This window comes from Pseudomonas sp. LjRoot277 (assembly GCF_964253845.1).
GTDB lineage: Bacteria > Pseudomonadota > Gammaproteobacteria > Pseudomonadales > Pseudomonadaceae > Aquipseudomonas.
This window is the reverse complement of record NZ_CAXURI020000001.1, coordinates 3,381,599-3,403,187: the sequence shown is the minus strand read 5'-3', so window position 1 is coordinate 3,403,187 and position 21,589 is coordinate 3,381,599. Positions and strand designations below refer to the sequence as shown.

Below are 21,589 nucleotides of genomic sequence, written 5' to 3'. Positions count from 1 at the left end.
GGGATCTCTACGATGAATTTTTCCCAATTCTTCATTTCACGGCCGATCTTTGCAGCGGTGCTGTCGCTGCTGATCCTGATCGCCGGCGCCATCTCGCTGTTCCAGTTGCCGATCAGCGAATACCCGGAAGTGGTTCCGCCGACCGTTGTGGTCCGCGCCAACTTCCCGGGTGCCAACCCAAAAGTCATCGGTGAAACCGTGGCCGCTCCACTGGAGCAAGCCATCACCGGCGTCGAGAACATGCTGTACATGTCCTCGCAGTCCACCGCTGACGGCAAGATCACCCTGACCATCACCTTTGCGCTGGGCACTGACCTGGACAACGCACAGGTACAGGTGCAGAACCGTGTGACCCGGACCGAGCCAAAACTTCCCGAGGAAGTGACGCGCATCGGTATCACCGTGGACAAGGCTTCGCCCGACCTGACCATGGTTGTGCACTTGACCTCGCCGGACAAACGCTACGACATGCTCTACCTGTCCAACTACGCCTTGCTCAACATCAAGGATGAGCTGGCGCGTCTGGGCGGTGTCGGTGACGTGCAGCTATTCGGCATGGGCGATTACTCGCTGCGTGTCTGGCTCGATCCGAACAAGACCGCTTCGCGTAACCTGACCGCCACCGACGTCGTGACCGCAATCCGCGAACAGAACCGTCAGGTGGCTGCCGGTGCACTGGGTGCGCCGCCTGCGCCGAATGCCACCGCGTTCCAGCTGTCGGTCAACACGCAAGGTCGTCTGGTTTCTGAAGAAGAGTTCGAGAACATCATCATTCGCTCCGGCGAAAACGGTGAAATCACTCGCCTGAAAGACATCGCTCGCATTGAGTTGGGTTCCAGCCAATACGCTTTGCGTTCGCTGCTGAACAACCAACCGGCGGTGGCGATCCCGATCTTCCAGCGCCCTGGTTCCAACGCGATCGAAATCTCCAACGAAGTGCGCGACAAGATGGCGGAGCTGAAAAAGAGCTTCCCGGAAGGCATGGACTTCAGCATCGTCTATGATCCGACGATCTTCGTGCGCGGCTCCATCGAGGCGGTGGTTCATACCCTTTTCGAAGCACTGATCCTCGTTGTTCTGGTGGTAATCCTGTTCCTGCAAACCTGGCGCGCCTCGATCATTCCGTTGGTGGCGGTGCCGGTTTCGCTGATCGGTACATTTGCGGTGATGCACCTGTTCGGCTTCTCGCTGAACGCCCTCTCACTGTTCGGCCTGGTGTTGGCCATCGGTATCGTGGTGGACGACGCCATCGTTGTGGTGGAGAACGTCGAGCGAAACATTGGACTGGGACTAACGCCGGTCGAAGCAACCAAACGGGCCATGCGTGAAGTGACCGGCCCGATCATCGCAACGGCGCTGGTGCTGTGTGCGGTGTTTATCCCGGCCGCGTTCATCTCCGGCTTGACCGGGCAGTTCTACAAACAGTTCGCCCTGACCATTGCGATCTCGACTGTGATCTCGGCGTTCAACTCGTTGACGCTGTCGCCCGCCCTGGCTGCGGTGTTGCTCAAAAGCCACGACGCGCCGAAGGACGGTTTCTCCAGGGTCCTCGACAAGATCTTCGGTGGCTGGCTGTTCCGTCCGTTCAACCGCTTCTTCGACAAGGCCAGCCATGGCTATGTCGGCACGGTGGGCCGGGTTATCCGCAGCAGCGGCATCGCCCTGCTGTTGTACGCAGGCCTGATGGTACTGACGTTCTTCGGTTTCTCCAGCACTCCGACCGGTTTCGTACCCGGCCAAGACAAGCAATACCTGGTGGCCTTCGCGCAACTGCCGGACGCCTCGAGCCTGGACCGTACCGAAGACGTGATCAAACGCATGTCCGACCTCGCTCTGAAACAGCCGGGCGTGGAAAGTGCGGTGGCCTTCCCGGGCCTGTCGATCAACGGTTTCACCAACAGCCCTAACGCCGGCATCGTGTTCGTCACCCTTAAACCGTTCGACGAGCGTAAAGATCCGAGCATGTCCGCCGGTGCAATTGCCGGTGCGTTGAACGGCCAGTACGCCGGGATTCAGGAAGCCTACATGGCGATCTTCCCGCCGCCGCCGGTACAAGGCCTGGGCACCATCGGTGGTTTCCGCCTGCAGATCGAAGACCGGGGCAACCTGGGCTATGACGAGCTGTACAAAGAAACCATGAACATCATCACCAAGAGCCACAGCGTGCCGGAACTGGCCGCCCTGTTCACCAGCTACACCGTGAACGTGCCGCAAGTCGATGCAGCTATCGACCGCGAAAAAGCCAAGACCCACGGCGTGGCCGTCAGCGACATCTTCGACACCTTGCAGATCTACCTGGGTTCGCTGTATGCCAACGACTTCAACCGCTTCGGCCGTACCTACCAGGTCAACGTTCAGGCTGAACAGCAGTTCCGTCTCGAACCGGACCAGATCGGTCAGCTGAAAGTGCGTAACAACAAAGGCGAGATGATCCCGCTGGCGACCTTCATCAAGGTCAGCGACACCTCGGGCCCGGATCGTGTGATGCATTACAACGGCTTCATCACCGCTGAAATCAACGGTGCAGCAGCTCCCGGCTACAGCTCCGGCCAAGCGGAAAAAGCCATCGAGAAACTGCTCAAGGAAGAACTTCCGAACGGCATGACCTACGAATGGACCGACCTGACTTACCAGCAGATTCTGTCCGGTAACACCGCACTGTTTGTGTTCCCGCTCTGCGTACTGCTGGCGTTCCTGGTACTCGCGGCTCAATACGAAAGCTGGAGCCTGCCACTGGCGGTGATCCTGATCGTACCGATGACCTTGCTGTCGGCCATCACCGGTGTGATTGCTTCGGGAGGCGACAACAACATCTTCACCCAGATCGGTCTGATCGTACTGGTGGGGCTTGCCTGTAAGAACGCGATCCTGATCGTCGAGTTCGCCAAGGACAAACAGCAGGATGAAGGCCTCAGCCCGCTCGCCGCGGTGCTGGAAGCCTGCCGTCTGCGTCTGCGTCCGATCCTGATGACTTCCTTCGCGTTCATCATGGGTGTTGTGCCTCTGGTCTTCTCCAGCGGTGCCGGTGCCGAAATGCGTCATGCCATGGGTGTAGCAGTGTTCTCCGGGATGCTCGGGGTGACCTTCTTCGGTCTGTTGCTGACGCCGGTGTTCTACGTATTGATTCGTAACTTTGTGGAGCGCGGTGAAAAGCGCAAAGCGGCCAAGGCCCTGAAACTGGAGGCGCAACAATGAGCCTGAAAGCCTTCCTGCCGAGCCTTCTGGTTCTGGCCCTGAGTGCCTGTGCCGTCGGCCCGGACTACAAGACCCCAGCCACTGAGCCGGCCAACATCACGACCGCCACCGATGGCAGCGCCGGTCAGAAGAACTTCGACCGCTCGCGTTTCGAAGGCATCTGGTGGCAGCAGTTCGAAGATCCGACCCTCAACCAGTTGGTGACTCAATCGCTGAAAGGTAACCGTGATTTGCGCGTAGCCTTCGCTCGCTGGAAAGCGGCCCGGGCAATTCGCGATGACGTCAGCAATGACGCCATGCCAACCATCACCAGCCGGGTCAGCAGTGACCTGGCCAAAGGTCAGATTCCGGGCCAGACCACCAAGCGGGTCAATAGCGAACGCTACGACCTGGGCCTGGACATGGCGTGGGAGATTGATCTGTTTGGACGTATCCAGCGCAACCTGGAGTCGGCCAATGCCGAACAGCAAGCCATCGAGGCTGATCTGTACCAACTGCAAGTCTCGATGATTGCCGAACTGGTGGATTCCTACGGTCAACTGCGCGGTGCGCAGCTGCGGGAAAAGATCGCCCTGGCCAACCTGAACAATCAGCAGGAGTCGCGCAAGATCACTATCAGCCTGCGTGATGCCGGTGTCGGCGATCAGCTCGATGTGGAGCGCGCCGATGCACGCCTGGCGTCCGTCGAAGCCAGCGTGCCGCAATTGCAGGCTGAACAGGTTCGACAGAAAAACCGCATCGCCACCCTGCTGGGTGAACGTCCGGACAAACTGACCGTCGACTTGAGTCCAAAAGACTTGCCTGCGATCGCCAAGGCCCTCCCGATCGGTGATCCGGGTGAACTGCTGCAACGTCGCCCGGACATTCTCAGCGCCGAGCGCAAACTGGCCTCCGCCACCGCCCGTATCGGCGTGGCCAAGGCTGATTTGTTCCCACGGGTCAGCCTCAGCGGCTTCCTTGGCTTCACCGCCGGGCGCGGTTCGCAAATCGGTTCCTCGGCGGCCAACGCCTGGGCACTGGGCCCGAGCATTACCTGGGCTGCGTTCGACCTTGGCAGCGTGCGCGCCCGTTTACGAGGCGCCGATGCGGATGCCGAAGGCGCCCTGGCGACCTACGAGCAGCAAGTACTGCTGGCGTTGGAAGAATCGGAAAACGCCTTTAGCGACTACGGCAAACGCCAGCAACGCCTGATCTCGCTGATTCGTCAGAGCGAATCCAGCCGCGCCGCGGCCGACCTCGCCGAAATTCGCTACCGCGAAGGCACTTCGGACTTCCTCGTCCTGCTCGACGCCCAGCGTGAGCGCCTGGCGGCTGAAGACACTCAGGCCCAGGCCGAAGTCGAACAGTATCGCGGCATTGTCGCGATTTACAAAGCCTTGGGCGGCGGCTGGCAACCAGAGACGGTCGCCAGCAAGTAAAGTTTTAACGAGCTCCTTTGGTTGGCCGTAACCAACCAATTCCTTTGCCCTGCGCCTCATTCGGTCGCGGGGCTTTTTTTTGCCGATCCCGAATTCAACGCATATTCCTTTGTGGGAGCGGCGATGCGGCGATCCGACTTGCCCGCTCCCACAGGGGTTAGCGGTGTTCTTGAGTTTCGCGGTTTTCCATGATGGTTACGGTGGCCGTGGTCCCGGCGCGCAGTCGGTTTTTGGCCGCGTAATTGGCATCGACCTGTATCCGCACCGGCACCCGTTGCGCCAGTTTGACCCAGGTGTAACTGGGGTTGATGTTGGCCAGCAAGCGACCGCCGGGCAGGTTCTCCCGGTCGGAAATGGCGAAGGCAATGCTTTGCACAGTGCCGCCGAAAGTCTCGCCGCTCATCAATTCGATCCTGACCCGGTCGCCCTCCTCGATTCGCGGCAGCTTGGTTTCTTCAAAATAACCGCTGACATAAAACGAGTCGCTGTCCACCAGCGCCAACAGCGCGCCACCGGCCGCGGCATAGTCACCCTGACGGGTCAGCAGGTTGGTGACATAACCCGTCACGGGCGCTTCGACCCGCGTGCGCTGCAAGTCCAGTTCGGCCTGGGTCAATGCGGCGATGGCCAATTGCACGTTGGCCTGGGCCAAACCGAGGTTGGCCTGGTTGCGCAGCAACTCGGCCTGCGCCACCGCCACTTCCGTGCTGGATTTCTCCCATTCTTCACCAGAAATCGCCAACCGCTGCTTGAGCGTGCGCCGTCGGCGTTCTTCACTCTGACGTTGGCGTAGCAACGCTTCACTGGCGACAATCGTTGCCTCTGACTGACCAAGGGTGGCTTTCGACACTTCTACCGAGCGCTTGGCATGCTCCACCGCGAGGACATAGCGCGCCGGATCGATCTCCAGCAGCAACTGGCCTTTCTCCACATGCTGGTTGTCCTGGACGCCCAGGCTGACGATGCGCCCCGAGACATCGGCGGACAAGGTCACCACATCGGCACGCACCCGTGCATCCCGGGTCCAGGGGGCGCGAGTGTAATGTTCCCAGGCAAACCAGCCGAGAACAAAAGCCAGCAACACCACCGCCACCGTCGCAAGTCGGGCAAGGATCTTCTTCAAAGCATCAAGCTCCCATCACCAGAATCAGCGTTGCGCAAACGCAGGTGTACAACGCGCCTTCGAACAAGGCTTCATGCCAGACGAACCGCAGCACGCCAATGCGGCGCAAGATCCAGTCCAGCACCAGGTAAATCGGCAGGGCCAGCAGTAACGCCTGGGCAATCGGCGGCAAGTAGACGCCACCCAATTCAAAATCAATGGGCAAGGGCCGGCACTCCTTCCGTTTCTGCGGGTTGAAAGTATTTGCGATGTCGCTCCAGAAACGACACCACGATCAACAACGCCACGCGCATCCGGAATACCGACCACAGGTGTTCATGAACGTCTAAATGCAAGTCGTCCATTTCATCGCCCAAGACACGCAGGTTTCCGAGCAGTTGCTCAAGGTCAATCCCGGGCCGCCCGGCAATCACTCGTCCTGTCTCACGGACAGCATCGAGCAAACGGTTTTGTTGCTCAGTACTGAGCAAGGTGTTGCTTCGCCCCTGTTGCCTGAGCTGGTTCAACGCCACACCCAGCGCCATGCACCCGAGGCTGACTTCGAACAGCTCGCTGGATTGCTTGTCGTTGGTAGCCGGCAACAATCCCAACATCATGGTCAGGCGATCGACCATGCGGCTTTCAAACGCAAATTGCTGCTCATCGGTGGCCGGCGTCTTCAGCAAAGCGTAGACCTGCTCACAGTTTTCATTGAACAGCCGGCGTATTCGCAAAACGGGCCTGAACGGGAAGATCAAGGCGTAGACACTGAGCGCCAGTGCGGCTGCGCAGATATAGGAACCGGCAAACTCGAACCACTGAATGGCACTGTTTTGACCGATTTCCGTGTTTTGCGGGCCCAACAACAGCATTGTCGTTAGTCCAAGACCAATGCCTGTGCCCGTGGTTGGCGGACTGGACAGCCCCACCGCAACGGCATACAGCAAGGGGGCGAGCAACAAGGCGAGTAACTCGAAGTCACTGATCATTGGTATCAGCAGGAACAGATACAGCGCCGATACCACCAAGGCCAGCCCCAGCCCCCTGGCAAAGCTTTGGGCGGCCAGCAACGGCCGCGGAAACGTCGCCATCAGCGAACAGAGAATCCCCGCCACGATCATCCCGCCACGCGCTCCGTCCCAACCGGTCTCGATCCAGATCAGGCCGGCCACCAGCAACGCGGTAAATGCGCGGATCGCGTTCATTGCCGCCAACGTGAAGTCCAGATGCAAAGGGTTGTCCTGGCCGCGAAACATGCTACTGGCCGCACGCCCGTCCTGGATTGCGTCGCTCAGTTCAAGAATCTGGCCGAGCTGCTCCAGCATCCGCGCCTGTTCCCAGCGCAGTGCCCAGGCCAGTGAACGCAGGGTGGCTGGCATCGTCTCGGTGAGTTGTTCGGCCTTGTAGGCCTGAGCATCAAAACGCTGTTGCAGTGCCGAGAAACGCTGCCGGGCTTTGGTCGACAACGAGCGCCCTTGCAGGGCCAATTCATCGAGAAAGAGCAGTTCTTCGGCGCGCAATCGCTGTATATCCTCCGGCAAGGCACCTTTCCAGCGCTCGGCAAGCAGCTCCCGCTGGTGACGCAAAGCCGTAAGCCGCGACGTCAACAACACCAGCTGATTACCCAGCAACTGCACCAACTCATTGGAGCTGCGCAACCGGGGTGCATCGAAATACAAATGTCGCCTTACACCTTCCAGGGCGCTGATCGCGCCGAGCAGTTGCATCTGCCGCCGATGGAAATCGGCCTCGCTTTCCTCGGTTCGAATGACGGCAGCAGCGTGGGTCGCGAGCAGCTTGATGACCTGATCGATCTTGGCGAAGTAATCCCGGGCCACAGCTTCCGGTCGCGCGGTGAGCAGGCTGACCACGCACACGCAAGCCACCGCCAATAGCGTCTCGGTCACGCGAGTGACGGCCAGCAGGAAGGTGCCGCCCTGATCGGGCACCGCCAGCAGTGCCACGACCACCGCCGTGTACCCGCTCAAAACAAACGCTTGGGAACTGGTGTAGCGCAACAAGGTGCCGCCGGCGGTACACAGCGCCAGCCACAAGGCCAGAGTGAGGATGAAAGGCAGGGGCGCCTGGGGAAAGATCGCCATGATCAACACCGCCACGACCGCCCCGAGCGTGGTGCCGATGACCTGGCCGAAACTTCGGGCCAGGGCCATGCCGCCCAATGGCTGGCTGACGATGACCACCGCCATGATCGACCACTTGGGCTGCTCAAGGTCGAACAGGAACGCCAGATACAACGTCAGCAGCCCGGCCACGATGGTTCGCAGGGCGAACAACGCCACTCCGGGCCCGGGGTTGAGTATCGCTTTGAAGTACTGAAGCAGCGGTTGCATGGGAGCGCTCATCGAGTCATCTCCAGCAAGCGTAGTCACTGCCAAGGCGCCTCGACGGGTTTCAATGTCGACGCAACCTGTAGGCAAAATCATTGAAAAGCCGGACTGCCTTGAATCGACTGACTAACGTAACGAACCAAGTCTGGGTTTGACTCACAGCCCTGCCTGACCGAAGCTGGCACCTTTGCAACAGCTTGCCAGCTCCCGGATTCTTGCATGCCCCAGTCTCGCCGCTACCTGCTCATCAGCCTCTGCGTCCTGTTTGCCATCGGCATTGCCTGGTTTTTCTTGCGCAGTACAACCCCCGCCGTGCCGGAGGCGATCAAGCGCGGCTACAGCGAGGCGCTGAATCAGGCGCGCGCAGGCCAACCAGGAGCAGCGCGAGTCCTCTACCAGCAATTGGGTCGCCCCGACATATCGCCCAAACGCCGCGTCTGGTTGCATGCCGAACTGCCCAACTACCCCAGTTCCGTGGCCCTGAAACTGGCGGACGCGGACTTGCAGCATGAATCGCCAGATGTGCGCATTGCGGCGATCAAAAGCATCAGCGGCCTTGTTCCCAGCGGTCAGCGCAGTCTGCTGCTGGGCCCGTTACTCGATGACGGCGAGCAGCGCGTCCGCTATGCCGCCGTGAACGCCCTGCTGGGGCTGTCGCCGGACGATCTCGGCTTGTACTTCGGGCCGCTGGAGCAAACCATTGATGCCTGGGAGCAGGATCTGAAGAGTCAGCCGGAAAGCGCCGACAACCAATATCAACTGGCTCGGCTGCATCTGCACAATGCCGAATTGAAAGAGGCTCAGCAGGCACTGCAGAACACCTTGCGTCTTGCGCCCGGCAACCTGCCCGCGCTGGTGATGCAAATCGACGTGCTGGATCGCCTGGGCCAAAACGATGCTGCCCGACAACTGTTGGCCAAGCAGCTGAAGGCTCAGCCCGACTCGGCCTACCTGCAACATGCCTTGGGGCTCTGGCTGTTGCATCACGGGCAAAGTGAGTTCGCCCTGCTCGGCCTTTCCAAAGCCGTGGAGCTGGAGCCGGACAACAAGGATTACCGCTACGACCTGGCCACCACGCTTCACGATGAACAGGAGCTGGAAGCGGCGCAGAAACAGTTGCAGGAGATCGTCCAGCGGCACCCGGCCGACCGGAGAGCCCGGGTATTGTTGATCAATTACTGGAAAGAAAGCGGCCAGCTACAGAACGTGCAGATTCTGCTGGCGCAACTTGAACAACTCAATCCCGACGACCCTGCCTTGCAGCAAGGGCTTTAACAACAGCAAAAATTTCGTTGAACTCGTCGTCTCGGCCAAGGGTCAAGAGAACAGGCAGTCCATTCAGGCACTTACGGCCTGCTGCCTCGCTTCCCCTAGTCATGAGAGGGCATTTTTTGTCTACATCAAACGAGTTGATCAGTGCAAAAGCCGCCACCGGCATCGAAGGCCTGGATGACATCCTGGCCGGTGGTCTGTCCCGCGGGCATGTGTTTTTACTGGAGGGTGAACCCGGAACCGGCAAAACCACCGTCGCTTTGCATTTCCTGTTGGCCGGCGCCCGAGCCGGCGAACGCTCGTTGTACATCACGCTGTCGGAAACCGAGCGAGAGCTGCGACAGGGAGCGTTGTCCCACGGCTGGGAACTGGATGAGAATATCCACATCTTCGAGCTGACGCCCCCGGAAAGCCTGCTCAATGCCGAGCATCAGCAGAGCTTGTTGTATTCCTCGGACCTTGAACTGGGCGAAGCCACCAAGCAGATTTTCGAAGTGGTCGAGCGGGTCAAGCCGACCCGCGTGGTGCTCGACAGTCTTTCCGAGATCCGCCTGCTGGCCCAAAGTTCACTGCGCTACCGTCGCCAGATCCTCGCGATCAAACATTACTTCGTGCGCTATGACGCCACGGTGGTGTTGCTGGACGACCTGACCACCGAGTCCCTCGACAAAACCGTGCACAGTGTGGCCCACGGCGTCATTCGCCTTGAGGAACTGACCCCCAACTATGGCGCCGAGCGGCGGCGGATCCGTGTGGTGAAATACCGTGGCCAGAAGTACCGAGGCGGATTTCACGACTTCACCATCATGGGTGACGGAGTGCATGTATTTCCGCGTCTGGTGGCCGCCGAGCATCGTGGTCGCTATATCCGTCAGCAATTGTCCAGCGGCATCAAGGCCATGGACGCCCTGCTCGGCGGCGGGATCGAGACCGGCTCCAGCACGTTGATCCTCGGTCCGGCCGGTACCGGCAAATCGCTGATCTCGATGATCTTCGCCGCTGCCGCCGTGGCCCGTGGCGAAAAAGCCGCACTGTTTATTTTCGATGAAGAGCTCGGTTTGCTGTTCGAGCGCATGAAGAACATCGGTATTGACCTCAAGACGCTGCAAGACACCGGCAACCTGCTGATCGAGCAAGTGGACGCGGCCGAGTTGTCCCCCGGAGAGTTTTCCCACCGGGTTCGTCGCTGTGTCGATGAGGGCGATATCAAGACCGTGGTGATCGACAGCATCAATGGCTATCAGGCGGCGATGCCCGAAGAAAACGCCTTGGTACTGCACATGCACGAGTTGCTGCTGTACCTCAATCGCCAGGGTGCCGCGACCTTCATGACCGTCGCCCAGCATGGACTGGTCGGTGACATGCAAGCCCCCGTGGACATCACCTATCTGGCCGACACGGTCATTCTGCTACGTTACTTCGAGGCACTGGGCAAGGTTCGTCGGGCGATCTCGATCATCAAGAAACGCACCGGCAGCCATGAATCGACCATTCGTGAATACCGCATCAGCGCTCAGGGCATGACCATTGGTGAACCGCTGGATGCATTTCAGGGGGTGTTGCGCGGTGTCCCGACCTATCTGGGTGCCAGCAACCCCTTGCTTGAGGAACAAAGCCCGTGATTGCCCAGGAAGCGATGTCCGAGCGCGCGATCATTCTCGCGCCGCTGGGTCGCGACAGCCAGATTGCGCTGATGATGCTCAATGAAGCGGGTTACGACGGGGTGATTACTCGGGACCTGGTGGCGTTGTGCCGCGAGCTGGAGCAAGGGGCAGGCTTGCTGCTGATCTCCTCCGAGGCCTTGTTGGACGGTGATCTTGAACCGCTGCTCGGCCTGATCGAGCAACAACCGGCCTGGTCGGACCTCCCGATCGTATTGATGACCTACCATGGCGGCCCGGAGCAAAACCCGGCGTCGCGCTACGGCCCACAACTGGGGAATGTGACCTTTCTTGAGCGTCCCTTTCACCCGGTCACGTTGATCAGCCTGGTGACCACCGCGTTGCGCGGCCGTCGACGACAGTACGAAGCCAGGGACCGGCTGATCGATCTGAGTCAAAGCGAACTGCGACTGCAAAATACCCTCGAAACCCTCGAGCAGCAGGTCGAGGAACGCACCGCGCAGCTACGACACAATGAAGAAGCCCTGCGCCAATCGCAGAAGATGGAAGCGGTCGGCCAGCTCACCGGCGGTATTGCCCACGACTTCAACAATATGCTGACCGGCATCATCGGCAGCCTGGAGCTGCTGCGCCGACGTCTGGCCCGTGGGCGCACCGACGATCTGGACAGTCTGATCGACCTGGGCGTGACCTCAGCCAACCGCGCGGCGGCCCTGACCCACCGTCTGCTGGCGTTCTCCCGGCGTCAGTCGCTGGACTCCAAACCCGTTGAGATGAATACCCTGGTGGTCTCCATGGGCGAATTGCTTCAGCGCAGCATCAACGAAAGCATTCAGCTGGACATGCAGCTGGATGAGCAACTCTGGGTGGCCGAGGCCGATCCCAATCAACTGGAAAGCGCCCTGCTCAATCTGGTGCTCAATGCTCGGGATGCGATGCCCGATGGCGGCAAACTGGTGGTGAAAACCAGCAATCAGCATCTGGACATTGGTTTCACCGAGGCCCAGAGCAACCTTCAACCGGGTGATTACGTGGTGCTGAGCGTCACGGACACCGGGTGTGGCATGCCGAAAAGCACCATCAACCGGGCCTTTGACCCGTTCTTTACCACCAAACCCATCGGCCAGGGCACAGGCCTTGGATTGTCGATGATTTATGGTTTCAGCAAACAATCGCACGGCCACGTCGCCATTCGCAGTGAAGTGGGCGAAGGCACCACGGTGAGTCTGTTTCTCCCCCGATTCGGCGGTGACATGCCTCAGGACAGCCCGGTGGACGTCCAGCACGCTCCGTTCGCACGGAATGGCGAAACGGTGCTGATCGTCGAGGACGATCCGGCGGTACGGGTGTTGGTCAGTACGGTGTTGAGCGATCTGGGCTATGCCTTCGTTGAGGCTGGCAATGCCGACAGCGCGGTGCCGATTCTCGATTCCGGGCAGCGTATCGATCTGTTGATCAGCGACGTAGGGTTGCCCGGCATGAATGGCCGGCAACTGGCGGAAATCGGCCGGCAATACCGGCCTGATCTGAAGGTGTTGTTCATCACCGGCTATGCCGAACACGCGGCGGTGCGCGGCGGTTTTCTGGATCCTGGCATGCAGATGATCACCAAGCCGTTCACCTTCGACCTGCTGACAGCGAAGGTGCGGGAGATGATCCGCGTCTGAGTGCTTACGAGAGCATTTCCTGCATTAGTTCTTGCAGTACATCCAGATCGAACGGCTTGGCCAGGATCGGCGCTTTACGGGTGATCGGGCTGTCCGTCTCGCGGATTTCCTGCGGATAACCGCTGATAAAGATCACCTTGAGCTCCGGTCGCAACTTCACGGCAGGTTCAGCGATCTGGACGCCGGAGATTCCGCCCGGCAGGCGAAAGTCGGTGATCATCATGTCCAGGTGCGGTTTGCTCGACAGAATCTCGAAGGCCTGCTCGCCGTTTTCGGCCTGCAATACCCGGTAGCCCTCACCCGACAGATAGGCCGACAGCACCATCAGAATCGAGGGGTCATCTTCGACGATCAATACGACGTCTTGTGCATCTTCACTCATGGGAAGCCTTTGTTCGGTCAATAGCTGCTGATACGACCGTGGGGTCGATCAGAGGTTGCGTTTATCTGGCTGTTTTCCTACAGCGGCAGACAAACGCGAAACAAGGCGCCTTCGCCAATCCGGCTTTCGACGGTAATGGAACCGCCATGGGCGGCCACAATCTGCTCGGAAATAAACAATCCCAGACCCAACCCCGCGACAGCGTGTTTGGCCGTGACGCGTTCGAACTGCTGAAAAATACGCTTCTGGTTCTCTTCGCCGATACCGATCCCGAGATCACGCACTTCCACCCGAGCCTGACCGCTCTCACTGTACACCTTAACGGTGATCGGACTCTTGGCGCCGTAGCGCAAAGCATTGGTCAGCAGGTTGGAAATCACCTGTTCAACACGAAATTCGTCCCAGCTGCCCACCACCGGTTGCTCGGCCTCCAGGGTGACCGAGGACTCGGCAGCATCGATCTGCGGTGCAAAATTCTGCAACAAGCCGCGAACCAGCGCCGACAAATCGAAGCGCGTCGGTCGGATCGACAACTTGCCGGTACGAATGCGCGACACATCGAGCATGTCTTCGATCAAACGGATCAGGCTTTTGATCTGCCGCTCGTCGCGATCGACCATCGCGTGCATCTTGTCCAGGGTGAACGCCGCGGCGTTATCCCGGGCCAGGTGCATCTTGCGCAACTGGGTTTCGAGGATCAGCCCATTGAGCGGCGTGCGGACTTCGTGGGCGACGATGGACATGAAGTCATCGCGCATGCGCACCGCTTGCTCCAGTTCCAGCTGGGTACTCTGTAACTGCTTGAGCAGCGCTTCCTGCTCGCGGCGGCTTTGCTCCAACTCTTCGACCTGCTGTTTCATCGCCTTACTTTGGCGATACAGTTCGACGAACACGTTGACCTTGCTCTTGACCGCGTGGATATCCAGCGGCTTGTAGAGGAAATCCACAGCGCCGCTTTCATAGCCCTTGAACGCGTAGTTCAGCTCACGACCGGCCGCACTGACGAAGACAATCGGGATGTTCTTGGTCTTTTCCGTGCCGCGCATCAGCTCGGCCAGTTCGAAGCCGTTCATGCCAGGCATCTGCACGTCGAGAATGGCCATGGCGAACTCGTGTTGCAGCAACAGCGACAAGGCTTCGTCGGCGGACAAGGCTTTGTAGACGATACGGTCTTCGCGCTTGATCAGCGCTTCAAGCGCCAACAAGTTCTCCGGCAGATCGTCGACGATCAGCAATTTGGCCTGGACAGTACTTAGCATGCGATTCGTTCCAGCTCGACAAGCAGACGGCCGATGCCGCGTATAGGGAGAATGTGGTCCGGCTGGTGTATATCAAGCGCCGCCTGGGGCATGGTCGCGACCTGGGCTTCGTCCGGGTCCTGGACGATGGTCATGCCGCCACGGCGCTTGACCTGGGCCAGGCCGCGGGCGCCATCGCGGTTGGCGCCGGTCAACAACACCGCCGCCAGGGCTGAACCGTAGGCATCAGCGGCCGACTCGAACAGGTAATCGATGGCCGGTCGCGAATAATGCACGCGGGCTTCCAGGCTCAAGGAAAAACTGCGGTCCTGCTCCACCGACAAGTGATAACCCGGTGCCGCGAAATACAACGTTCCGGCTTCGACCAGCGTCTTGTCGCGGGCTTCCAGTACAGGCATGGCTACTCGCCGTGCGAACACCTCGGTCAGATAGCTTCGACGTTCGTCCGGCAGGTGCAATACCACGATGATCGGCAACTTGAAGCCTTTTCGCAGTGGACTGAGGATGCTCAGCAACGCCTCCACACCGCCGGCCGAAGCGCCGATCACGATAGCCTCTATGGAAGGCAAAACCGCTGCACTGTTCATGATTTGCGGTAAATCCGTTCTTGTTTCACCAACGGCTCGAACTGATTGCCGTAGGCCGAAAAATCCAGGGTTTCCTTGCTGCCCAGCACCAAAAATCCTCGATGACAAAGCGATTCATGGAACAAACCGAAAGCGCGATTCTGAAGATTTTTATTGAAGTAAATCAAAACATTACGACACGAAATCAACTGAGTTTCTGAAAAGACACTGTCAGTTGCCAGGCTGTGATCGGCGAAGGTCACGTTCTCACACAGCGTCTTGTCGAAAATGGCGTAGCCGTAGGCCGCCGTGTAGTAGTCGGCGAACGAACGCTGGCCACCTGCCTGCTGGTAGTTATGAGTGTAGGCGCGGACATTCTCCATGGAGAAAATCCCTTGCTTGGCTTTGTCCAGCGAGTGCGGGTTGATGTCGGTGGCGTAGATGATGGTGCGATCGAGCAAGCCTTCTTCGCGCAGCAGAATGGCCATCGAATAGACCTCTTCACCCGTGCTGCAACCGGCGATCCAGATCTTGATCGAGGGGTAAGTCTTGAGCAGCGGCACCACTTCCTTGCGGATCGCGAGGAAATGCGAAGGGTCGCGGAACATTTCGCTGACCGGGATCGTCAGCAGTTGCAGCAACTGCATGAACGCCGTCGGGTCGTGCAGGACCTTTTCCTGCAATGCTGAAATGGTCGTGCACTCGAACTGGCTCAACGCGTGATTGACCCGGCGCTTGATCGAAGCGCCGGAGTAGTCGCGAAAGTCATAGCTGTATTTGAGGTAGATCGCCTCGATCAACAAGCGAATTTCGATTTCGCTATTTCGCTCCACTGAAAAATTGCGTTCCACTAAATGCGTTCCATTTTTGGTAACCACACGCGAATCAGCGAGAACAGGCGATCCAGGTCAATGGGCTTGGCCAGGTAATCATTGGAGCCCGCTTGCAAGCAGCGCTCCTGATCGTCCTTCATGGCTTTGGCCGTCACCGCAATGATTGGCAGCTTGCGCCAGCGCGGGTCCTTGCGGATCTCGATGGTGGCTTCGAAACCATCCATCTCCGGCATCATCACGTCCATCAATACCAGATCGATATCCTCGACTTCATTCAGTCTTTCAATCGCTTCACGGCCGTTCCGGCCGATGACCACGACTGCACCCTTTTGCTCCAGGGCACTGGTGAGGGCGAAGATGTTGCGTACATCGTCGTCCACCAGCAGCACCTTGCGACCCTCGAAAACCTTGTCGCGACTGCGCGCGGTCTTGAGCATCCTCTGGCGTTCATGGGACAACCCGGATTCGACTTTGTGCAGAAAGAGTGTCACCTCATCCAGCAAACGCTCGGGCGAGCGCGCGCCCTTGATGATGATCGAGCGCGAATACTTGCGCAGGTCGGCCTCTTCGTCCCGAGTCAGGTTGCGCCCGGTGTAGACGATCACCGGCGGGAACGAGCAGATATCTTCCATGGACATGCGCTTGAGCAGGTCGTTGCCGAGCATGTCCGGCAGCTTCAGGTCGATGATCATGCAATCGAAAATCGTCGTGCGCAGCAGGTCCAGGGCATCTTGTGCCAGGCCAACGGCAGTGATCTCGATGTCATCGTCGCCGATCAGCCGGGCAATGCTGTCGCGCTGCAGATCATCGTCTTCGACCAGCAGGACGCGTTTGACTTTCTGGGTCAGCTTGGCCTCAAGGCGGGCAAACACGTCCTTGAGTTCTTCGCGGGTAGTCGGCTTTACCGCATAACCGATGGCGCCCATGTGCATCGCGGCTTCGACACGGTCTTCCACCGAAATCACATGCACCGGAATGTGCCGGGTTTCAGCGTGTTCCTTCAGGCGTTGCAATACGGTCAGCCCGGAATGATCCGGTAAGCGCATGTCCAGCAGAATGGCGTCCGGGATGAACTCCCTGGCCAAGTCGTAACCCTCGTCCGCCCCGTGCGCCACCAGGCACTGATAACCCAGCTCATGCGCCAGGTCGTAAAGGATATTGGCGAAGTTCGGCTCGTCTTCCACCACCAGAATGCAGCGGGTGGCGAATGGCGCCTTGGTGCGATCGTCGTCGAAACGCGGAATTTCAACTTCGGCGATCAACGGCACCAGCGCGGCGGGCGTCACTCTAGGTGTAATGGCAACCGGCGTGGCTCTCATCGGCTCGACAGGTTCCTCGCCCGGTTCGACGTATTGCTGCGGCAAAACCAGCGTAAACACACTGCCCTGCCCCGGCTCGCTGGTGACACTGATTGAACCGCCGAGCAAGGTCGCCAGGTCACGGGAAATCGACAAGCCCAGGCCGGTGCCGCCGTAACGGCGATTGGTGGTGCCATCGGCCTGGCGGAAGGCTTCGAAAATGCTGTCCTGCTGATCCGCGGCAATGCCAATCCCTGAATCGCGAATGATAAAGGCGATACCGTCGCTGGGCTGACTGGCGACCGTCAGGCTGACCGTGCCTTTTTCGGTGAATTTCACCGCGTTGGACAGCAGGTTCTTGATGACCTGCTCCAGACGTTGGCGATCGGTGAAGATCATCATCGGCGCACCGGCCTGCACCTCGACCTGGAAATCCAGTTTCTTGTCTGCAGCCAATGGCTGGAACATCCCGCGCAAGCCATCCACCAGACGCGCAACGCTGGTGTTCTCCGGTCGCATTTCAAGCTTACCGGCCTCGACCTTGGAAATGTCGAGAATATCGTTGATCAAGTTGAGCAAATCATTGCCGGCGGAGTAAATCGACTCGGCAAACTTGACCTGCTCGGCGCTGAGGTTTTCCTGGGGGTTTTCCGCCAGCAAACTGGCCAGGATCAATGAGCTGTTCAGCGGCGTGCGCAACTCGTGGGACATGTTGGCGAGGAATTCAGACTTGTACTTGCTCGAGCGCTGCAACTCTTCGGCGCGTTCTTCGAGTTGAGTCTGGGCCTGATTGAGCTCGGTGTTCTTCAGGTCCATGGCGTCGCGCTGCTCCGCCAGGATCTGCGCCTGTTCGGCGAGCTGCTCATTGGTTTGTTCAAGCTCGACCTGCTGGGTCTCCAGATGCGCCTGAGACTCCTTGAGAATCCGCGACTGCTCTTCCAGTTCTTCGTTGGCGCTCTTGAGTTCTTCTTGCTGAACCTGCAGCTCTTCATTGAGCTGCTGGGTTTCGGCCAGTACTTCCTGCAGGCGCTGACGATAGCGAGCGGCCTCGATGGACGTGCCGATGTTGCCGGCAATCAGCTCAAGCAATTCGACATCGCGGTCCGTCAGCGGGCGCAGGAAGCCCAGTTCGATCACACCGTTGACGCGATCGTCGTCACTGGTCGGCACCACCAGCACGCTATGCGGCAGACCTTCGCCCAGGCCGGAGCTGACCTTGAAGTAATCGCTCGGTACGTCATCGAGACGAATCAAGCGAGCCTGGTTCGCTACCTGGCCGACAATGCCTTCATCGCTGTAAATCTGCTGTTCGCGCGCTTCCTGCTCGCGGGAGAAACCGTAAGAGGCAATGCGCTTGAGACCGCCGTGTTCTTCACGGACATAAATGGCTGCTACGGCGGTGCCCAGGTACTGCGCGCAGAACTGCAGAATGTTGCGCCCCAGCAGATTAAGCGACAGTTGCCCCAGCACTTGTTCGGCCAGTTCGGTCTGGCCATTGCGCAGCCAGGCCTGCTGTTCCAGGCGACGAGCGCTGGCCTGTTGTCCGGCGAGGTTGGCGCTGTAACTTTGCGAAAGGTTGAGCAAATCCCGACGGCCAATGTAGGCCAGCAATGCGCTGATCCCGGCGATGAACAACAGGTAAAGGCTGATGCTCCAGATCGTGGTGCGGCGCACTTCCTCGTTACGCGTGGCGCGTAACTGCTGCTCCATGTCGATCACATCTTCGAATTGCTTGCGGATCTCATCGGTCAGCCGCTTGCCGCGCCCGGCCTTGACCACGCTGCGGTAATCGCCGCTGGATCGCTGCAATTCAATGATTGTCTGCGCGTAAGTGGCCCACTCATTCTGCAAGGCCTGGAGCCGGTGCAGGCGGTCGGTTTGCACCGGGTTGTCCGCGGTCAGTTCGATCAAGGTATTTAGGGCGACTGCGATTCGCGGCTTGGCCGTTTCGTAGGGTTCAAGGAAGTGCTCGTCGCCAGTGAGCAGGAAGCCGCGCATACCGGTTTCCAGATCGACAGTCAGCTTGATCGATTCATTGGCGTTACTGATCACCCGGTCGGTGTGCTCGACCCACTGAATCACCGACAGCAGGTAAGTGATCAGCGAAACAAAGAACACTGCACTGAGCACGCCGACACCCAACGGCAGGCTGACGTTGCGGCTCAGGAGTTTACGGAATCGTTGCTCATCAACCGAAGACGCGGATGTCATGGGGGAGCCCTTGTCGAACTGTTGAAAACCAAGGAGTTTGCCCCAAAAGCGCCGGATTGATCCAATTTTCTGACACCTTTTCCAGCAAAATCCTACATTCCACTGCTCCAGCGCAAGGGAGCGGTTATCCTTGCCAACACGTGTACGGCTATTCTTTTTTCTACCGCGTGGGAACTTGTCGGGTTCCGTCACTTACTCAAGCAAGAGCCCGGCGATTTCGATCGACCGACAACCGCGAATTCAACCTCCGAGAACCCCACTATGTCCGCCACCGCGTCCATCATCCTTGTAGTCGAAGACGACGCCATCGTGCGCATGCTGATTGTAGATGTGCTGGAGGAACTCGAATTCAAGGTGCTCGAGGCCGATGGCAGCGAACAGGCGCTGGAGTTTCTCAATGATGAAGATCAGTACATCGATTTGATGATGACAGACGTTGGTTTGCCGGTGATGGACGGCCGTGAATTGGCCACCCAGGCGCGGATGCTGCGCCCCGAGCTGCCGATCCTGTTTGCCAGCGGCTATGCCGAAAGCATTGATGTGCCAGCAGGCATGCACGTGATCGGTAAACCGTTTTCCATTGATCAGTTGCGCGACAAGGTTAAAGGCATGCTGAGCTGAGACAGTTGAACCGGGGCTCTTGGCCCTCTCCACTTTTCTGCATAAACCGACGTAAGGTCGCATTTTTCGGCGTTTTTGGGCTCCGACCTGTCAACTCTGACAGTAGAAATGGCCTCCCGCCTGGCGTTTGATTGGACCGGTAATTCCCACTCATAAGGAACCGAGTCCATGCCGAGTCGAACCGAACGCTACGCACGTTATTTGAAAATTAGCGGATTATTGCTGATGCTCAGCGCCGGATATGGCTGCCAGTCAGCCTCTTCCGACAATCCCCAGCACTGCTTTGAACAGAGCGGACAGGCGTTCAGCGAAGTGTTGAGCTGCTATCGCAAAGCCCAAGCGACGCAACCGCTGCGCTACATCAGTAAGGGACAAGAGCAACAGCCCGGCGTCAACATCCGCCGCTTCGAGCTGACGTCACAGTCCTGGGACCAGGGCGGTCAAATCGCCCCGGCAAACTGGACCCATGGAGTCGATCTGTACATTCCCGACAACGTCAAGGGTACGCGTGCCGTGTTGGTCGCCAACGACGGCGTCAACAACCCTTTGCCCGGTGAGTCTCCGGGAGCACCCAACAACTTTTCGCAGCAAACACTGCTCAACATTGCCCGGCAAACCGGTTTGATCGTAGTGGCTGTCAGCAATGTCCCCAACCAGTACTTGACCTACAGCGATGACGGCGTGCCGCGCACAGAAGATGGCAGCGTTGCTCACAGCTGGAAACTATTCATGCAGGCCCCGGAACAACAGCCCTTTATGTCGCTGCATGTGCCAATGATGGAATCGCTGGTCAAGGCCATGGACCTGGCCCAAAAGGAAACGCAGCCAGGTCAGGTGGTGAGTTTTCTTGCCACCGGCGCGTCGAAACGCGGTTGGGCGGTATGGCTGTCCGCCCTTGCGGACTCACGCGTCGATAGCATCGTGCCGTTTGTCATCGACGTCTTGAACACGGACAAAGTGTTCGACCAGACGTATCTGGCCTACGGCGGTAACTGGCCACTGGCGTACGTCGACTACTACTTGCAAGGCGTGATAGCCCAACGCAAGAGCGAGCCGTTCAAGAAGCTGATGCAGGTCGAAGATCCGATGACCTATCGGAATCTGTCCGGCTACATCGACCGCCTGAAGATCCCGAAATACATTGTCAACGCCAGTGGCGATGACTTCTTCATCCCGGATGCTTCACGCCAGTATTTTCCAGACCTGCCGGGTGACAACACACTTCGGGTCATTCCCAATTCCGCCCACGATGTGCGGGCGTTTGTTGAAGCGAACCTGATTCCTTATATCAAGCGGCGGCAGACCGGCAACACCGCACCGAGGTTAAAGGCACAGGAACAGCGCCTGGACGCCACATCGACCCAGTTGCACCTGACCTTGTCCGAAATGCCGATCAGGATGACCCAGTGGACAGCCCACAACCCGAAGGCCCGGGACTTCAGGTACAACTGCGGCGTGCGCTATACCGCAGCACAGTTGCCGGCCTCAATGGACGTCCAGACGACTCTCCGCGCTCCCAAGGTGGGTTGGAGCGCAGAGTTCTTCGAAGCTGAGTACGCGGACGGCGTTGTCGAAACGACGATGGTCAAGGTGCTTCCGGATACGTATCCGAATCAGGCGCCACCCGCCGATGAGGCGTTTTGCAGAACGCTACCCGGCACCCAGGGTCAGTAAATCAAGACGCGACAATCTCACTCTTTTGCTCTGTGGGGTTGTCGTGTTTTCTTGACTGTTAAAGTCAAAAGCATAATTTAAAAATGTAACAAACCACCTGTCCTCTTGCCAGTTATAGCGA

Annotated in this window: 15 protein-coding genes; 7 read left to right on the top strand and 8 right to left on the bottom strand. The window is 58.8% G+C overall.

All coding sequences use genetic code 11. From position 1 onward, the window contains the following. Nucleotides 1-12: 12 nt before the first annotated feature. Complete coding sequence (locus tag ACSQ87_RS16080; protein WP_223431056.1) at nucleotides 13-3,195, top strand: efflux RND transporter permease subunit; 3,183 nt, start codon at nucleotides 13-15, stop codon at nucleotides 3,193-3,195. Then, on the top strand, nucleotides 3,192-4,613 hold the full coding sequence (locus ACSQ87_RS16075; protein WP_223431057.1) for an efflux transporter outer membrane subunit: 1,422 nt from the start codon (nucleotides 3,192-3,194) through the stop codon (nucleotides 4,611-4,613). The genes ACSQ87_RS16080 and ACSQ87_RS16075 overlap by 4 nt, the downstream gene beginning before the upstream one ends. A 157-nt stretch (nucleotides 4,614-4,770) precedes the next feature. Here the strand turns inward: ACSQ87_RS16075 and ACSQ87_RS16070 are convergent, their stop codons facing one another. From ACSQ87_RS16070 to ACSQ87_RS16060, 3 genes are read right to left on the bottom strand one after another with little or no spacing between them, the layout of a single operon-like run. After that, on the bottom strand, nucleotides 4,771-5,736 hold the full coding sequence (locus ACSQ87_RS16070; protein ID WP_223431058.1) for an HlyD family efflux transporter periplasmic adaptor subunit: 966 nt from the start codon (nucleotides 5,734-5,736) through the stop codon (nucleotides 4,771-4,773). 4 nt (nucleotides 5,737-5,740) lie between these two features. Next, nucleotides 5,741-5,941 (bottom strand): DUF1656 domain-containing protein, encoded by a 201-nt coding sequence (locus ACSQ87_RS16065; RefSeq protein WP_223431059.1) that lies wholly within the window; start codon nucleotides 5,939-5,941, stop codon nucleotides 5,741-5,743. After that, nucleotides 5,931-8,078, bottom strand: coding sequence for an FUSC family protein (locus tag ACSQ87_RS16060; RefSeq protein ID WP_223431060.1), 2,148 nt, complete (start codon nucleotides 8,076-8,078; stop codon nucleotides 5,931-5,933). Before ACSQ87_RS16060 ends, ACSQ87_RS16065 begins: the two co-directional genes overlap by 11 nt. A 204-nt stretch (nucleotides 8,079-8,282) precedes the next feature. On the opposite strand from ACSQ87_RS16060, the gene ACSQ87_RS16055 reads away from it, so the two are divergent. The 3 genes from ACSQ87_RS16055 to ACSQ87_RS16045 all read left to right on the top strand — a co-directional run bounded on the left by ACSQ87_RS16055 (nucleotide 8,283) and on the right by ACSQ87_RS16045 (nucleotide 12,624). Beyond that, nucleotides 8,283-9,338: a tetratricopeptide repeat protein gene (locus ACSQ87_RS16055; protein ID WP_436273800.1), complete on the top strand. Its 1,056-nt coding sequence runs from the start codon at nucleotides 8,283-8,285 to the stop codon at nucleotides 9,336-9,338. Between the two features lie 116 nt (nucleotides 9,339-9,454). Further along, nucleotides 9,455-10,957, top strand: coding sequence for an ATPase domain-containing protein (locus ACSQ87_RS16050; RefSeq protein WP_223431062.1), 1,503 nt, complete (start codon nucleotides 9,455-9,457; stop codon nucleotides 10,955-10,957). A 14-nt stretch (nucleotides 10,958-10,971) separates the two neighbouring features. After that, on the top strand, nucleotides 10,972-12,624 hold the full coding sequence (locus ACSQ87_RS16045; protein WP_263288581.1) for an ATP-binding protein: 1,653 nt from the start codon (nucleotides 10,972-10,974) through the stop codon (nucleotides 12,622-12,624). A 4-nt stretch (nucleotides 12,625-12,628) separates the two neighbouring features. On the opposite strand, the gene ACSQ87_RS16040 is transcribed toward ACSQ87_RS16045, so the two are convergent. The 5 genes from ACSQ87_RS16040 to ACSQ87_RS16020 all read right to left on the bottom strand — a co-directional run bounded on the left by ACSQ87_RS16040 (nucleotide 12,629) and on the right by ACSQ87_RS16020 (nucleotide 19,173). Beyond that, nucleotides 12,629-13,006, bottom strand: a complete 378-nt coding sequence (locus ACSQ87_RS16040) for a response regulator (RefSeq protein WP_008146959.1) — start codon at nucleotides 13,004-13,006, stop codon at nucleotides 12,629-12,631. A gap of 77 nt (nucleotides 13,007-13,083) precedes the next feature. Next, nucleotides 13,084-14,265 (bottom strand): hybrid sensor histidine kinase/response regulator, encoded by a 1,182-nt coding sequence (locus tag ACSQ87_RS16035; protein WP_223431064.1) that lies wholly within the window; start codon nucleotides 14,263-14,265, stop codon nucleotides 13,084-13,086. Then, the gene (locus tag ACSQ87_RS16030; RefSeq protein WP_223431065.1) at nucleotides 14,259-14,852 is read right to left on the bottom strand and encodes a chemotaxis protein CheB; all 594 of its coding nucleotides are present in this window, start codon (nucleotides 14,850-14,852) and stop codon (nucleotides 14,259-14,261) included. The genes ACSQ87_RS16035 and ACSQ87_RS16030 overlap by 7 nt, the downstream gene beginning before the upstream one ends. After that, complete coding sequence (locus tag ACSQ87_RS16025) at nucleotides 14,849-15,682, bottom strand: CheR family methyltransferase (protein WP_223431066.1); 834 nt, start codon at nucleotides 15,680-15,682, stop codon at nucleotides 14,849-14,851. Before ACSQ87_RS16025 ends, ACSQ87_RS16030 begins: the two co-directional genes overlap by 4 nt. Next, complete coding sequence (locus ACSQ87_RS16020; protein ID WP_223431067.1) at nucleotides 15,682-19,173, bottom strand: response regulator; 3,492 nt, start codon at nucleotides 19,171-19,173, stop codon at nucleotides 15,682-15,684. The genes ACSQ87_RS16025 and ACSQ87_RS16020 overlap by 1 nt, the downstream gene beginning before the upstream one ends. Nucleotides 19,174-19,434: 261 nt before the next feature. Between ACSQ87_RS16020 and ACSQ87_RS16015 the strand changes: the two genes are divergently transcribed. Continuing rightward, nucleotides 19,435-19,794, top strand: coding sequence for a response regulator (locus ACSQ87_RS16015; RefSeq protein ID WP_223431068.1), 360 nt, complete (start codon nucleotides 19,435-19,437; stop codon nucleotides 19,792-19,794). Nucleotides 19,795-19,962: 168 nt separating this feature from the next. After that, nucleotides 19,963-21,468, top strand: coding sequence for a PhoPQ-activated protein PqaA family protein (locus ACSQ87_RS16010; RefSeq protein ID WP_436273799.1), 1,506 nt, complete (start codon nucleotides 19,963-19,965; stop codon nucleotides 21,466-21,468). Nucleotides 21,469-21,589: the final 121 nt, after the last annotated feature.